The sequence below is a fragment of the Marinobacter guineae genome, assembly GCF_002744735.1.
GTDB classification, from domain to species: domain Bacteria; phylum Pseudomonadota; class Gammaproteobacteria; order Pseudomonadales; family Oleiphilaceae; genus Marinobacter; species Marinobacter guineae.
Genome location: NZ_KZ319339.1, coordinates 1,169,762 through 1,184,066 on the forward strand (window position 1 = coordinate 1,169,762; position 14,305 = coordinate 1,184,066).

General features: G+C 58.2%; 15 protein-coding genes. 6 read left to right on the forward strand and 9 right to left on the reverse strand.

Going from position 1 to position 14,305, the window contains the following annotated elements; all coding sequences use genetic code 11:
• The first annotated feature begins 6 nt into the window (after window positions 1–6).
• On the forward strand, window positions 7–1,677 hold the full coding sequence (locus tag CLH62_RS05315) for a GMC family oxidoreductase (protein ID WP_099617076.1): 1,671 nt from the start codon (window positions 7–9) through the stop codon (window positions 1,675–1,677).
• A gap of 90 nt (window positions 1,678–1,767) precedes the next feature.
• A complete protein-coding gene (locus tag CLH62_RS05320) occupies window positions 1,768–2,388 on the forward strand; it encodes a LysE family translocator (RefSeq protein ID WP_099617077.1) in 621 nt (206 codons plus the stop codon).
• Window positions 2,389–2,404: 16 nt separating this feature from the next.
• On the opposite strand, the gene CLH62_RS05325 is transcribed toward CLH62_RS05320, so the two are convergent.
• The 4 genes from CLH62_RS05325 to CLH62_RS05340 all read right to left on the reverse strand — a co-directional run bounded on the left by CLH62_RS05325 (window position 2,405) and on the right by CLH62_RS05340 (window position 6,210).
• Window positions 2,405–3,076 (reverse strand): NAD(P)H-binding protein, encoded by a 672-nt coding sequence (locus tag CLH62_RS05325; RefSeq protein ID WP_099617078.1) that lies wholly within the window; start codon window positions 3,074–3,076, stop codon window positions 2,405–2,407.
• A gap of 187 nt (window positions 3,077–3,263) precedes the next feature.
• On the reverse strand, window positions 3,264–4,790 hold the full coding sequence (locus tag CLH62_RS05330; RefSeq protein ID WP_099617079.1) for a tripartite tricarboxylate transporter permease: 1,527 nt from the start codon (window positions 4,788–4,790) through the stop codon (window positions 3,264–3,266).
• Entirely contained in the window at window positions 4,790–5,236 is a 447-nt protein-coding gene (locus CLH62_RS05335; RefSeq protein WP_099617080.1) for a tripartite tricarboxylate transporter TctB family protein, read from the reverse strand. The genes CLH62_RS05330 and CLH62_RS05335 overlap by 1 nt, the downstream gene beginning before the upstream one ends.
• Window positions 5,233–6,210 carry a Bug family tripartite tricarboxylate transporter substrate binding protein gene (locus CLH62_RS05340; protein ID WP_099617081.1) on the reverse strand — a complete coding sequence of 326 codons (978 nt, stop codon included), beginning with the start codon at window positions 6,208–6,210 and terminating at the stop codon, window positions 5,233–5,235. The genes CLH62_RS05335 and CLH62_RS05340 overlap by 4 nt, the downstream gene beginning before the upstream one ends.
• Before the next feature lie 229 nt (window positions 6,211–6,439).
• Here CLH62_RS05340 and CLH62_RS05345 point away from each other — a divergent pair, with 229 nt between their 5' ends.
• Window positions 6,440–8,059 (forward strand): ATP-binding protein, encoded by a 1,620-nt coding sequence (locus tag CLH62_RS05345; protein WP_456085518.1) that lies wholly within the window; start codon window positions 6,440–6,442, stop codon window positions 8,057–8,059.
• Complete coding sequence (locus CLH62_RS05350) at window positions 8,056–8,739, forward strand: response regulator (protein WP_099617083.1); 684 nt, start codon at window positions 8,056–8,058, stop codon at window positions 8,737–8,739. Before CLH62_RS05345 ends, CLH62_RS05350 begins: the two co-directional genes overlap by 4 nt.
• A gap of 7 nt (window positions 8,740–8,746) precedes the next feature.
• Here the strand turns inward: CLH62_RS05350 and mtgA are convergent, their stop codons facing one another.
• The gene (gene mtgA / locus CLH62_RS05355; RefSeq protein WP_099617084.1) at window positions 8,747–9,448 is read right to left on the reverse strand and encodes a monofunctional biosynthetic peptidoglycan transglycosylase; all 702 of its coding nucleotides are present in this window, start codon (window positions 9,446–9,448) and stop codon (window positions 8,747–8,749) included.
• A 126-nt stretch (window positions 9,449–9,574) separates the two neighbouring features.
• Between mtgA and CLH62_RS05360 the strand changes: the two genes are divergently transcribed.
• The gene (locus CLH62_RS05360; protein ID WP_228152773.1) at window positions 9,575–10,120 is read left to right on the forward strand and encodes a DUF2244 domain-containing protein; all 546 of its coding nucleotides are present in this window, start codon (window positions 9,575–9,577) and stop codon (window positions 10,118–10,120) included.
• 14 nt (window positions 10,121–10,134) lie between these two features.
• Here the strand turns inward: CLH62_RS05360 and CLH62_RS05365 are convergent, their stop codons facing one another.
• The 3 genes from CLH62_RS05365 to CLH62_RS05375 form a co-directional block, all read right to left on the reverse strand.
• On the reverse strand, window positions 10,135–10,359 hold the full coding sequence (locus CLH62_RS05365) for a hypothetical protein (RefSeq protein WP_099617085.1): 225 nt from the start codon (window positions 10,357–10,359) through the stop codon (window positions 10,135–10,137).
• 156 nt (window positions 10,360–10,515) lie between these two features.
• On the reverse strand, window positions 10,516–11,298 hold the full coding sequence (locus tag CLH62_RS05370) for a substrate-binding periplasmic protein (protein WP_099617086.1): 783 nt from the start codon (window positions 11,296–11,298) through the stop codon (window positions 10,516–10,518).
• Window positions 11,299–11,510: 212 nt separating this feature from the next.
• A complete protein-coding gene (locus tag CLH62_RS05375) occupies window positions 11,511–12,422 on the reverse strand; it encodes a diacylglycerol/lipid kinase family protein (RefSeq protein WP_099617087.1) in 912 nt (303 codons plus the stop codon).
• 84 nt (window positions 12,423–12,506) lie between these two features.
• On the opposite strand from CLH62_RS05375, the gene CLH62_RS05380 reads away from it, so the two are divergent.
• Window positions 12,507–13,397 carry a haloalkane dehalogenase gene (locus CLH62_RS05380; protein WP_099617088.1) on the forward strand — a complete coding sequence of 297 codons (891 nt, stop codon included), beginning with the start codon at window positions 12,507–12,509 and terminating at the stop codon, window positions 13,395–13,397.
• A 10-nt stretch (window positions 13,398–13,407) separates the two neighbouring features.
• Here CLH62_RS05380 and rarD read toward each other — a convergent pair whose 3' ends face one another.
• Window positions 13,408–14,298, reverse strand: a complete 891-nt coding sequence (gene rarD / locus CLH62_RS05385) for an EamA family transporter RarD (protein ID WP_099617089.1) — start codon at window positions 14,296–14,298, stop codon at window positions 13,408–13,410.
• Window positions 14,299–14,305 lie beyond the last annotated feature (7 nt).

Sequence of the window (14,305 nt, forward strand, 5' to 3'; positions counted from 1 at the left end):
AGCGCCATGTCCGACAACAAGAAAGCAACGGGACATCAGGAATTCGACTACATCGTGGTAGGCGCCGGCACCGCCGGCTGCCTGCTCGCCAATCGTCTGAGTGCGGATCCGACCAACCGGGTATTGCTGATCGAGGCCGGTGGCCGGGACAACTACCACTGGATCCACATCCCCGTCGGCTACCTGTACTGCATCAATAACCCTCGCACCGACTGGTGCTTCCGCACCGAGCCGGACCCCGGCCTGAATGGCAGATCCCTTATCTACCCCCGGGGCAAAACCCTGGGCGGCTGCTCCAGCATCAATGGCATGCTCTACATTCGTGGCCAGGCCCGGGATTACAACCAATGGGCGGAGATCACCGGCGAAGACGCCTGGTGCTGGGACAACTGCCTGCCCGACTTCATGTGCCACGAAGATCACCATAGGCTGGATAACGGCGGAGACACCGATCCAGAGCACAGCAAATACCACGGCCAGGGTGGCGAATGGCGCGTTGAACGCCAGCGCCTGAAATGGAAAGTGCTGGAAGACTTTGCCACGGCCTGCGTTGAGGCCGGCATTCCCCGGACCCAGGATTTCAACCGGGGGGATAACGAGGGTGTGGATTACTTTGAGGTAAACCAACGCTCTGGTTGGCGCTGGAGCACCTCCAAGGCCTTCCTCCGGGAAGCCGAAAAGCGCCCCAACCTCACCCTATGGCACTCCACCCACGTACTCGGCCTTGAAACGGAAGCCTCCGGCTCCGGCCCCCGCTGCACCGGTGTCCGAGTGGACCAGCCCAATCATGGTGAAATTCTTGCCCGGGCAGAGAGGGAAGTGATCCTCTCGGCTGGCGCCATCGGCTCGCCACAATTGCTTCAGCTGTCCGGCATTGGCCCGGCCGATCTGCTCAAAGAACACGGCATTGATGTGGTCGCCGATTTACCCGGTGTGGGCGAGAATCTGCAGGACCATCTCCAGATCCGATCCGTGTACAAGGTGAAAGGGGTCACCACTCTGAACAACATGGCCAACTCTCTTGTCGGCAAGGCCCGCATCGGCCTCGAGTACCTACTCACCCGCTCCGGTCCCATGAGCATGGCACCATCACAGCTTTGCCTGTTTACCCGGAGCTCCGAAGAATACCAGCATGCAAATATTGAGTACCACGTCCAGCCCCTGAGCCTGGACGCCTTCGGCCAGCCGTTGCACGATTTCCCGGCCATCACCGCCAGCGTCTGCAACCTGAACCCGACCAGCCGCGGCACGGTGCGAATTCGAAGCAACGACCCGAAACAGGCGCCGGCCATTGCGCCCAATTACCTGAGCACTCCGGAAGACCGGAAAGTGGCGGCAGATTCACTGCGGGTAACCCGACGCATTGCTGAGCAACCTACCTTCATGCAGTACCAGCCAGAAGAGTTCAAACCCGGCCTGCAGTATCAGAGCGACGATGAGCTGGCCAAGCTGGCCGGGGATATCGGCACCACCATTTTCCATCCGGTAGGCACTACCCGAATGGGCCACGCTGACGATGAACTGGCCGTGGTGGACCCCCATCTGCGGGTCCGAGGCGTGGCGGGCCTGCGAGTAGTCGATGCCGGCGTTATGCCCACCATCACCAGCGGCAACACCAACTCCCCCACCCTGATGATTGCGGAGAAAGCCGCCCGCTGGATTCTGGCTGGCGAATAGGGACTGAACTGGTTGCAGTTCTGAAGTTTTTTAAATGAAACAGGCTGCTAAACTTGGCAGCCTGTTTCATTTGCAAAGGACTGATCCGCCATGACCCTCGCCACCTGGCTGACCGTTGTCACGATCTGTGTTCTCGGTGCCATGTCACCCGGCCCCTCACTGGCACTGGTACTCAAGCAGACGCTGACTGGCGGGCGCCGCAATGGTGTCATTACCGCCCTGTCGCACGGTATCGGCGTCGGAATCTATGCCTTTCTGAGCATCCTCGGGCTGGCCGCCATCATCACCGCCTCCCCGACCGCCTTCTCGATCCTGCAATGGGGAGGAGCCCTCTACCTGGCCTGGCTTGGGGTCAAAGGGCTGATGGCAAAGCGAAACACCAATGAAGAAATACCGGAACCCCCGACCACCAAAAGCGCAGCCCGTGACGGCTTCCTGATTGCCTTCTTCAACCCGAAAATCGCCGTGTTTTTCCTGGCCCTGTTCAGCCAGGTGGTCGGTACGGACACCAGTCTGGTGGCCAAGTTCGGCTATGCCGCCACGGCTTTGATCATCGACACCAGCTGGTACCTGATCGTCGCCTGGCTGTTCTCCAATCCGAAATGGTTGGCCTTGCTCAGGCAGAAAGCCGTGTGGTTCGAGCGCGTTTTTGGCGCCATTCTGGTTGGCCTGGCAGGACGCCTGGTGTTCGGCATCCTGAACGGAAGATGACCAGTGTCTCGCCAGGCTAATCCGCCAACCTGACAATTTCGTCGTATTCGCGAATCTGAATCACGCGTTCGGCGGCCGGTTCAGAGGCCAGGCTGCACACTTCGTTGACCATGGCACTGGCCACCGTTGCCGCATCAATGCCCCGGTATTTTTCCAGCGGCCCGATCAGCGCGCGGTTAATCAGCGGCATGGCTTTGATGCCCAGAGCCTCTGCGGTTCGATGCTCGCTCCGGTCACCTAACAACAGGCTTGGGTGATAGATGGACAGGTAGGGATAGCGGAGCGCCCGCAGGGAATCTTCAAGCTCCCCTTTTACCCGGTTGTAGAAGATGGTTGATGACGAAGACGCACCAATGGCGGACATCAGAATAAAGGCCCTCGCTCCCTGCGACTTGCCAAGTTCCGCTGCCTTCAGGGGGTAGCCAAGGTCCACCTCGCGAAACCTGGTCTGGGAGCCCGCTTTTTTAATGGTTGTGCCAAGGCAGCAGATAATAATATCCACATTGAACAGATCCCCATGATCCGCCATTTGGCCAAAGTCGATTTCATGCTGCTCCAGTTTCTCGTGCAGGGTCGGCAATTTATGGCGGACCAGTGCAACCACCTGAGAAACTTCATCTTTAACCAGCAACCCTTCCAGCACCTTGCCACCCGTCAGGCCAGTGGCACCCAGTAACATCACCCTCATAACAATCCTTCCCCGGACAAACCTGTCACTATCCTACCAAAGACTCATCGAAACGGGGTCATCGGTCCATCGACATCAATGGCCGCCAGTGTGATCGACCTGCCCCTCTGAGCGGATAAAAAACACCGGGCAAAGCCCGGTGCAAAGACTGACAACAGATCGTCCGGCGGGAGTGTTCAAGACAGGGTCAATCGCTGACTGGACCCTCCTTCAGTGCCGCCCGCATCCGCCGGCGGAGAATTGGCCCTACCAGCGTTGGCAGCACCAGCCCGAGGCCGGCTACCAGCCAGAACCCGATGGCCAGTGGGCTGGACCACAGTACCGTCCAGTCACCGTCGGACAGAATGAGCGCGTGCCCGAGGTTTTTCTCCATTTCCGGGCCCAGCAAGAGGCCGAGTATGATCGGCACCAGAGGGATCTCAAGCTTGCGCAGGAAATACCCGCCAACACCGAAGGCCACCATGAAGTACAGATCGAAGGTGCTGTGGCTGATGGAATAAACTCCCACGAAGGCCACCATGGTCACGATGGGCAACAGGTACATCGGTGGTACCGAAAGCAGCCTGACAAAGAAGCCCACCAGGGGTATGTTGATTATCAGCAACAACACGTTCCCGATCAGCAGCGCCGCAATCACGCCCCAGACAATGTCGGCATGTTGGGTGAACATCAGCGGGCCCGGAGTGATGTTGAGAGAGATCAGCATCGCCAGCAACACGGCGGTGGTTCCACTACCCGGAACACCCAGGGTCAGCATCGGCACCAGGGCACCGGAAGACGCACCGTTGTTGCCGGCCTCAGGAGCCGCCACGCCTCGTATGTCGCCTTCACCGAAGGTGCCCTTCTTGCCCAACACCTGCTTTTCCAGGGTATAGCTGATAAAGCTCCCCAGAGACGCACCGGCACCGGGCAAAACACCGGCAATAAAGCCCAAAACCCCTCCTCGCAACTGGGTCGGAATGGTATGAACCAGTTCCTTGAAGCTCAGGGTTATCTTGCCCACGCTCATCTTCTTGCGACCACCACCGATTCGGGCCTCAACAAAGAACAGCAGCTCGGAAATCGCGAACAGGCCGACAATGGCCAGGATAAAGTCAATACCCTCGTACAACTCCAGGATATCGAAGGTGTACCGCTGAGTGCCGGTCGCGATATCAATACCAACAGTGGAAATCATGATACCGATGGTCGCGGCAATCACCGTTTTCATCGGGTTTTTACCGGTGATACCCCCAAGGGTGGCAAACGCGAGCATGAACAGCGCAAAGTATTCCGCCGGACCGAAGGTCAGGGCGAATTTTGCCAGAATGGGCGCCAGCATGATCAGGCCAACAGTCCCGATCAGACCGCCGGTGAACGATGCGATGGCGGAAATGGCCAGGGCGTCCGCTGCCCGGCCCTTCTGCGCCATGGGGTAGCCGTCCAGACAGGTCATCATCGCGGGCTCATCCCCCGGAATATTCAACAGGATCGAAGAGATCCGTCCACCGTACATGGCGCCGGCATACACCGAGGTCAGCAGAATCATCGCGGTTTCCGGAGGCAGCCCCAGGGTGAACGCCAGCGGAATCATGATGGCAACACCATTGGCGGGGCCAAGGCCCGGCAGACAGCCAATCAAGGTTCCCACAAAGGCGCCCAACAGTGCGAACATCAGGTTGTATGGGGTCAACGCCACCGCAAACCCTTCCATCAGAAAGCCCAGGGTTTCCATCAGTTCACCTCCAGCAGGCCACCGGGCAGGCTCAGGTCCAGGCCGTAGTTAAACAGCACAAATACCACAACTGCACTGATCAGGCCGGTGAGGAAAGCCCTGACGGGTGTACCACCCATGCGCCAGCTCAATGTACCGACGGCCAATGTGGTGGAAATCACAAAGCCCAGAGGTTCCAGAAGCAGGGTATAAACCACCAGCACGACCACGGAAATTGCCAGCTCCAGTGCGGATTTGCCTACTGGCCAGCGTGCGTCCGGATCCGGCTTGATCATCAGGTACAGGCTGCCAGCCACCAGAACCACCGACAGAATGGTAGGGAAGGTTTCGGGCCCCACGCCCTCGGCGCCGCCGAATGGCTCGGGCCACTGCTGGGCAGCCCAGCCATAGGCAACGGCGAGGACCAGAAGGCCCAGGCCGAGTATTCGATCACCAGCGCCTGTCATTTCAGCAGACCGATTTCGCGGGACAGTTGTTCGATCTCCTGAACCTGGTTTTTGACAAACTCATCAAACTTGTCCGCAGGCGGATGGAATGGAATCAGGCCATTGCTCTTCATGACTTTCTTCCATTCCTCACTGGCATACAGTGTGTCGACTGCGTTGACCCAGTATTCCCTGGCCGCCTCATCAGCGCCTTTGGGCATGTAGAAGCCGCGCCAGTTCGGACCAACAGCCTCAACACCCTGTTCTTTGGCTGTCGGAATATGGTTGAACTTACCGGGCAGGCGCTCGTCTGCGAGCACAGCCAGTACGCGCAGGTCCCCCGATTCCATGAAACCGGTGGCTTCGGAGATATCTCCGGTAAAAGCATCAACCTGACCGCCGACCACCTGGGTCATGGCCTCACCACCGTTGTTGTAGGACAGGTACGGAATGCGCGGCAGGTCGTCTGCACCCGCGGCTTTGGCGGTAATCAATACCTTCAGATGATCCCAGCCACCCCGGGCACTGCCACCGGCGAATTTGACGGATCTGGGATCGGCACTGACAGCGTCCATCAGGTCGTTCAGATTCTTGTATTCGGAATCCTTGCCGACAGCGATGACGCCGTAATCGGCGCCCAGTGCGCCGACCCAGGTCACCATATCGGCGTTCATGCCGGGAAACTGTTTCTGTGCCAGGCGTGTGGTGGTGGCGGTGGATGCCGCAACCAGCAATTTATTTTCTTCGGCACGCTTGCTAACAGTGTGTGCGTAAGCCACACCACCGCCGGCACCTGCCATATTGACGGTTTGTACACTGCCATCAATCAGACCAAGCTCCTGCATCACATTACCCGCACTGCGGCAAGTAAAGTCCCAGCCGCCACCGGGATCAGACGGAGCGATGCACTCAACTTTTCCGGATGGCTCCCAGGCCAGGGCAGACATACTGACGGCGGCCGCCGCCACAAAAGACAGGGTACGTTTGATCAACATTGTGTCACCTCATGTTTGTTTTTGTGTTCGCTCCCGAGGCAGACCTGTTGGCAAGGCCAATGGGGCGACTCGCATACAGGTTAAAAGCGGATCGGCACGGTCTGGAAGTTTGTGGTCGTAAAGCCTTTAAAGAAACTAATGGCCGTTTTGTTCATAAAGTTCACGGGCAATCATTGCCGCCGTGGATTACCCTGATGGGCAAACAACAACAACCCCAGCAGTCCATATCGTGTTTCGAAAGACCAAACTAAAAACCCGCATGATTCTCACCCTAGGGCTCGTCAGTGCTTTGCAGACGATCCTGATTGGTGTGTTCGCTGGTTATTATCTGAGCGAATCCCTGTACGACGAGATCGGCCAGCGGGCACTCATGGTTGCCAAAACGGTGGCGGCCACACCGGCGGTCATTTCCGGTATCCAGAACCGCGATGTGGCCGAGCTCAACCACTTGGCGGCCCGCCTGGCAGAGACCAACGAAGCCCTGTTTATCGTCATCGGTGACCACAACTCCATCCGCCTCGCCCACCCGGATCCGGATCGTCTGGGCCATTCCATGGCCGACGACGACGGCGATTATGGCCGCCTGGCCCTGGTGCACGGTGAAGCCTACGTTGCCAGAGCACTTGGCAGCCTGGGCGAATCCGTGCGCGGCAAGGCTCCGGTAAAAATGCCAGCCACCGGCGAGATCATCGGCATCGTGTCGGTGGGTTACAGCCTGGCCCAGGTGGAGGCCACCATCGAGCGATACAATTTCGTGCTCTATGGGGTGGTCGGTCTGGTCCTGTTGATCAGTATTGTCGCCGCCATTGTGATTGCCGGGCGGTTCAAGCGCGCGATCTTCGGCCTGGAACCGGAACAGATCGCCCGGCTGTTCCGGGAACGGGATGCCACCCTGCAGTCCGTTCGCGAAGGCATCATTGCCATCAACCGGGAAGGCCTGATTACCACTGTCAACCGGACCGCCCTGGACACCCTGGGACTGGAACCGGAAACGCCCCTGGCCGGCCAACCGATACTGTCGGTATTGCCGGAAAGCGACCTGCTGTCAGTGCTGGAATCCGGGGTCCCGGATTTCGACCGGGAAGTGTGGCTGCGGGGCCGGCAAATGGTTGTGAACCGGCTGCCGGTGCGTGAAGGCAGCGACATCATTGGCGTGGTGGCCAGTTTCCGGCTGCGTGATGAGGTGGATCAAGTCAGCCGCCAGCTGACCCGCATCCAGCAATACGCCGATACCCTGCGCAGCCAGACCCACGAATACTCCAACAAGCTGCACACCATTGCCGGCCTAATCCAGATTGGCGCCACCGACGAGGCCATGGCCCTGATTGGCAGCGAAGTCAGTGATCACCAGGCGCTGCTGCACCTGCTGCTGGAGGCAGTGCCCGACCCGGTCCTGGCCGGCTGCCTGCTGGGTAAATACAACAGGGCACGGGAAATGGGCCTGCACCTGGACATTGATCCCGACAGCCAGATGGCCGACATTCCCGAGCGGCTGCCGAGGGATCAGTTGGTCAGCGTTCTTGGCAACCTGATCGACAACGCCCTGGAAGCGACCCGGTCGCACACCGGTGAAGGGGGCCACGTCCAACTCTCCATGACTGATCTCGGACACGAACTGATCTTTGAAGTTGAGGACCAGGGGCCCGGCATCCCCGTGGCGGCCCAACAGAAGATTTTCGAGAAAGGGGTCAGCAGCAAGGAGGGCGATGAACACGGCATTGGCCTGCACCTGGTCCGTCTGTTCCTGAACCGCTGGGGCGGCTCGGTCACCGTTGAGAACCTGTCGACCGGAGGAAGCCGCTTTACCCTATACTTACCAAAATCACCGGAAGAGAGGAAGACCCGTTGATCCCCATTCGCCTACTGATCATCGAAGATGACCGCAAGATAGCGGAGATTCAGCGACGGTTCGTGGAACGTCTGGAAAATGTTGAACTCTGCGGCATCGCCCACACCCTGGCTGACGCCCGGGACCAGGTTGATGTGCTGGCACCGGATCTGATCCTGCTGGATGTGTACTTTCCCGATGGCAATGGCCTGGAGCTATTACGGGAGCTGAGGGCTTCGGACAGCGGCAGCGATGTCATCCTGATCACCGCCGCCAAAGAGGTCGAAACCCTGCGCAGTGCCCTGCGAGGTGGCGTGTTCGACTATATTCTCAAGCCGCTGGTCTTCGAGCGTCTTCAGGAGGCCGTCAACCGCTACCGGGAGCACCTGGAACGTTTGTCCGGTCTGCACCAGGTGGCCCAGAAGGAAGTGGACGCGCTGCTGCCCCGGACCGCCGGGGAGGACACCCGCTCCGGAGAGGCGCGCCTGCCCAAGGGCATTGATGCGCTGACCCTGGACAAGATCCGGGAGGTAATGGCCAGCGGAGGCCATCGCAGCGCCGAGGAAGTGGGCAGCGCCATCGGTGCCTCCCGAACCACTGCCCGCCGCTACCTGGAATATCTGGTTGGCTCCGGGGAACTGTCGGCGGAGGTCACCTACGGAAGTGTCGGGCGCCCGGAACGTCGATACTGTGGGCGCTGACACCCGTTTACTCATATAGACCCTGCAGATAACGCAGCCCCGACAACTGCGTCATCTGCCCGCGGATCCATGTCACCCGTTCCCAGACATAAGGCGACGGGTCGGCGGCATTCAGCACCCGCGGATTGGGCAATACCGCCGCCAACCGGGCCGACTGGCCCGGAGAAAGTTCACCGGCGGCGATACCGAAATAGGCCCGACTGGCCGCCTCCACGCCGTAAATCCCCGGGCCGAACTCGGCAATGTTCAGATACACCTCCATGATGCGCCGCTTTGGCCACAACACCTCCATGGTTAGCGCCAGGCCGGCCTCCAGTGCCTTACGCACGAAACTGCGATCATTCCAGAGAAACAGGTTTTTGACGGTCTGCTGGGTAATGGTACTGGCACCTCTCAGGCCCTCACCGGCGCGGTGTTCCGCCAACACCTTGGCGATGGCATCAAAATCCACGCCCCGGTGGTACGGAAAACGCTGGTCTTCGCTGGCAACCACCGCCAGTGGCATCCAGGGGGAGATATTACCCAGCGCCACCCACTCTTGCCGCAGTTCGGCATGGGGGTCAGCAAGGGCGTGCCCCAGCATGAATGCCGAGGTAGGCGGGTTCACAAACCGGAACAGTAGCAACAGGGAAAGCAGCAACAGCACAGCGCCCGCCAGTGCCCAGGCAAGCGTAAACAGGGTCTTTTTAACTATGGATTTGCCAGCCACGCACCACCATCGAATCAGAGTTGACTATTATCAATATCAGGCCGCCAGTATGTCGTGGTTCTGGTGGCGTTTGAATTACAGCTGATTCAGGCTGCCGAAGGTCATCGGGGCGGCCAGGCTGCACGTATGTTGAAAAGGACGCAATTGAGGCACTTGCCCATGGTGGAGCGCATACCACGCCCGGATGGCCTCCGGTTACTGCTTACGCCGAACCGTTCCATGACCTGGCATGGCAACGTCAGAATATGGCTGTGCCTTTTTGCTATCTCAGTCGTCATCACCACGGGCTTCAGTCTCGCGGGTGCCTGGGTGATCGTTCCTTTTGCCGGCCTGGAACTGATCGCACTGGCATTCGGCATCTACCTGACTTCCCGCGATTGTCAGCGGCGGGAAGTGCTGACCATAAACGATACAGATATTCACATCGAGAAAGGTATGAAGCAGAAACAGGCGGAGTGGACCCTGCCTCGACGGTACGCCCGCCTCCGGCTCGATGCACCGGCACATCCGTTTACTCCGGCGAAGCTGTCGCTCACCCATCGCGATACGGATGTGCCTCTCGGACAATTCCTCAACATTGACGACACTGCCATTCTTGTCGACTTTCTGGAATCCCGTGGTGTGGTGGTGGAACGCAAAGAGCCCGATCCGCAGATCGGGCTCTGGTTCTGACGGCATCATGAAAGCTATTTGGCGGGTGGTGTCTGCTTTCTTGCCAGGAAATAAAAAACAAGACTGACAACACCACAAACGACCAATATCCAGCCTGCACCTTCAGCCATCTGTGAGTTACCGCTGCCAAGCCCGATCAGCACTACAATACCGATGATGATGCTGAACAGGGCCGAAGCAAACAGAATGATAAGACTCTTGCGTGGCTCACGCTTCACAACCGTTTTCGGATCTTCCATAGTCGAACCTCCAGTTCGGTCGATGAGCGAGCAGGCTCAAAAACGCCTGCCTTTTATGCAACGCTCTAGTGGAAGAGTGTAGGTCATTTCCTGATCATTCAAGGCATTTCGGTATAGTCGATAACGCTTATGTCGCTCCTCAGCCCCTTCCACGGCTTACTCGTATCGAGCCACAATCTTTTCAATTTCCCCGGCACTGCGGGCCTCATCCAACGCTTGCTGCAGATCTGCGATGATGGCTGGATCGGTGTTGGTGCTGAAGGCCAAATACATCGGTGTCTCGCGGAACACCAGCACCGATTTCAGGCCGGTGATCCCGTGCTCCTCCTCCGCCACCAGCGGACCTACCAGGCCATCGGTCACCCACAGATCCGCCTGGCCCAGTGTCAGGCGACGTGCATTCACATCACCGGAGATGCCCATAACAACATTGAAGCCCTGGTCTACCAGGTAGCCGGACATGACATCACCCTTGTAGCCCGCAATCCTCAGATCCCTGGCATCCTCCAGCGAATCCAGAGTTATGTCGGAGTCCGGTGCAGCAAATAACGTCCATTTGATGGACGCCAGTGGCCCCACCCACTGGAACTGGTCTTCCCGCTGATCGGTCCGGGCCGTGCAAAAAAGGCCGTGATTTTCGCGATCCTGAACCCAGTCGTAGGCATAGCTCCAGTCCCGCATCTTCATCACGTAATCGTAATCCACTCGGGCAAGTATGGCCTTCACCATATCGGTACAGATGCCGGTAATACCGTCTTCGCTGTGGGCAAAACCTTTTCCGGACTCAGAGGCGTTATAAGGCGGGTAGTTTTCAGTAAAAATATAAAGGCGTTCTGCCGCCAGGGCGGTCTGGCCAAGAGCAGACAATGCCAGCGACATCACGCTGTATTTAACGCCTTTCATAACTTTTGAGGAGACCGATACACGTTCAGAGGGCATTCTCTTGTCCTTTTCGACGATTCAGATGGAATGAAGATCGAGCGCCTGGAATCAATTCAGTGATAGCCATAGGCAGCAACATGGCTGCAAAATCGACGCTTTGGCATTTTTTGCCAGCGAATATGGTTGATTTTGCCAATATTGCCCATGATTGCGCGTCCTGCCGGAAAAGTCAGTGACAAAACGTATCTGAAAATTTCAGATCGAGCTGCTCAGAAAGAGCCAAAGATTCCGTCATCCCTGTCATCTGCTGCTGAGGTACTGACCACTTTTGTCCCGATAACACCAAGACTGCTCCTCAAGCAAATGACGTCAAGGGGCGTTTTGGAGACCACATCACCATCCGCCGTCACAGTTTTAGGCTTGCCGGTATGCACTGAACAGTGCTGGCCTTTCATATGGACCATGGTACTGGTGCGCTTGGGGGCCCGCTTGTTAAGACGGACTATCAGGAAGGTGAACAGGAGCTGGAAAAGCGAACGGGGCCTGACTGCGATGACATCGAGTTGACCATCGTTGGCCGAGGCTTCGGGAATTTCATTGCCGCCGCCAAAAAAAGCGCCGCTGGCCACGGCAATGGTAAGCCATCGACCTGAAACCACTGCCTTTTCACAGCGAATGGTCGCCCTGAAACCACGCTTGGCATTCACCCGGCGCAGCAACTCCACAACGTAACTGAAACGCCCAAGTATTCTTTTACCGGCCCCTCCGGACTCACGAGCGGGCAAGGTCCCGAAACCCACGTGGGCCACGTTCAGGAAAATACCATTACCATAGTCCGCTACATCCACCCATTGCTTCGTGCCACTGGCGATCAGTTGACACAAGGCGTCCGGCTGGGCCGGAAGTTCGAGATTCCGGGCGAAATCGTTGGCGGTGCCGGAAGGCAGGACGGCGAGGGTGGCGCCTTTTTCCCGGCACAGGCGAGCCCCCCTATTCACCGAGCCGTCGCCGCCGGCGATGATGACCGTATCCTGATCCCCGACTCGGGCCGCCCACTCCATGTCCTCGAAATCACAGCATTCAGGTTTCGGGATGCCAGCGGCCACGAGATGCTCCAGCCAGAACTCGCGGCCCCGCTCACCATCACCCGCTTTCGGGTTGCAAACCAGCCAGTAGGTCATTGAACTTGTCTCTCCCTTGACACGGAGTTTGGGGTGGGTTGCCATAGCCATTCCCTCACAATAATGAACAACAAGGCAAGTGACATGGATTTCGTCAGAACTCCGGAAGAACGTTTTGAACGCCTGCTCGATTACCCCTTTGATCCGCATTATGTGGAGTTGGGTGATCTGCGCATGCATTACGTGGATGAAGGCCCCGCCGAGGCCAGCCCCGTTCTCATGATGCACGGTGAACCTTCATGGTCTTATCTATACCGCCATATGATTCCTGTCTGTGCGGCAGCCGGCCATCGGGTGATCGCACCGGACCTGATCGGCTTCGGCAAATCTGACAAACCGACAGCTGTCGGCGATTACAGCTATCAGCAGCACATGAACTGGATGCAGGCGTTTATTGATGACCTCGGCCTGACCGATATCACACTGGTATGCCAGGACTGGGGCTCCCTCCTGGGCTTACGGCTTGCGGCAGAAAACCCGGACCGTTTCCGGGCCATTGTGGTAGGTAACGGCATGCTGCCCACCGGAGACCAGAAAGCGCCACCGGCGTTCAGGATCTGGAAGAACTTTGCGCTGCACAGCCCTTGGTTCCCCGTTGCCCGGATTATCAATACCGGCTCATTCCGGAAACTGGGTCCTGATGAACTACGTGCCTATGACGCGCCTTTCCCGAACAAGCAATACAAAGCAGGTGCCCGCGCCTTTCCGCGCCTGGTTCCGATGCATCCCGACGACCCGGCTAGTGAGGCCAACCGCAACGCCTGGAAGGTCCTGGAGCGCTGGGAAAAACCCTTTCTCACCACCTTCAGCAACGGCGACCCGATCACCCGTGGGGGTGATACCTATATGCAAAAGCGAATTCCGGGCGCAAAAAACCAGCCCCATGTCACCCTGAAAGGTGGCCATTTCCTTCAGGAAGATTCGCCAGTAGCTTTTGCCCGGGCGATCAACAATCTGCTTGCCACCCTGGCCTGAAGATTTGCCTTCAGTTCTGGCCAGCCGGAACCCGGGGCCGGTAGTGCCAGGACGACCAGCTGTAAAGACCGAGGGCTATCCAGATCACCACAAAGCTGGCCAACTGAACCTCGCTCAATGGCTCCCCGAATACCAGCAGGGCAATAAAGAACTGCAGGGTTGGATTGATGTACATCAGGAAGCCGACCGTCGCCAGCCGCAAACGCCGGGCAGCGCCTGCAAAAAGGAGCAACGGGATGGCGGTAACGATGCCACTCGCCATTAGCAGGGTTCCAATATAGGCACTGTCGCCAAAACTGGACACCCCTTCTCCAACCAGCCAGCCAAAGGTGAGCAGGCCCACCGGCAGCAGTAACAGGGTTTCCACGAACAAGCCAGACAGGCCATCCAGAAGCACCTGCTTTCGTACCAGGCCATAGGTGCCGAAACTGACGGCCAGCACCAGGGAAATCCAGGGCAACTCCCCCAGAAGGACGAGCTGGATGAGGATACCAACGCCCGCCAGCACTACAGCCGCCATTTGCCATGGCCCCATACGCTCTCGAAGCACCAGCATGCCCAGGGCCACGTTCACCAGAGGAGTCAGGAAGTAGCCGAGACTGGCCTGCAGAACATGCCGGGTTTCCACGGAGTAGATGTAAATTCCCCAGTTGATGGCAATGAGCAAGGCACAGGCCAGTACCCGCCAGAGCTGGGCCGGATTAGCAAGAGCCGCACTGACGGCCGGCCAGCGCCGCAAGCCGCTGATAACCAGGGCAAGGAAGACACAGGACCAGATGATCCGGTGAATCAGGATTTCAAACGCCGGCACCCCTTCGAACAGGGCGAAGAACAGTGGAAAACAGCCCCAAATGGTATAGGCGCTGAGGCCATACCCGACGCCTTTGGTCACTTCCGTCATGCCTTAA

Coding starts and splice junctions, on each gene's coding strand:
- CLH62_RS05320 (WP_099617077.1), top strand. CDS start 1,768: ATGACCCTCGCCACCTGGCTGACCGTTGTCACGATCTGTGTTCTCGGT.
- CLH62_RS05365 (WP_099617085.1), bottom strand. CDS start 10,359: ATGGAAGATCCGAAAACGGTTGTGAAGCGTGAGCCACGCAAGAGTCTT.
- CLH62_RS05325 (WP_099617078.1), bottom strand. CDS start 3,076: ATGAGGGTGATGTTACTGGGTGCCACTGGCCTGACGGGTGGCAAGGTG.
- CLH62_RS05380 (WP_099617088.1), top strand. CDS start 12,507: ATGGATTTCGTCAGAACTCCGGAAGAACGTTTTGAACGCCTGCTCGAT.
- CLH62_RS05315 (WP_099617076.1), top strand. CDS start 7: ATGTCCGACAACAAGAAAGCAACGGGACATCAGGAATTCGACTACATC.
- CLH62_RS05335 (WP_099617080.1), bottom strand. CDS start 5,236: ATGACAGGCGCTGGTGATCGAATACTCGGCCTGGGCCTTCTGGTCCTC.
- CLH62_RS05360 (WP_228152773.1), top strand. CDS start 9,575: ATGTTGAAAAGGACGCAATTGAGGCACTTGCCCATGGTGGAGCGCATA.
- CLH62_RS05370 (WP_099617086.1), bottom strand. CDS start 11,298: ATGCCCTCTGAACGTGTATCGGTCTCCTCAAAAGTTATGAAAGGCGTT.
- CLH62_RS05330 (WP_099617079.1), bottom strand. CDS start 4,790: ATGGAAACCCTGGGCTTTCTGATGGAAGGGTTTGCGGTGGCGTTGACC.
- CLH62_RS05375 (WP_099617087.1), bottom strand. CDS start 12,422: ATGACCTACTGGCTGGTTTGCAACCCGAAAGCGGGTGATGGTGAGCGG.
- rarD (WP_099617089.1), bottom strand. CDS start 14,298: ATGACGGAAGTGACCAAAGGCGTCGGGTATGGCCTCAGCGCCTATACC.
- CLH62_RS05340 (WP_099617081.1), bottom strand. CDS start 6,210: ATGTTGATCAAACGTACCCTGTCTTTTGTGGCGGCGGCCGCCGTCAGT.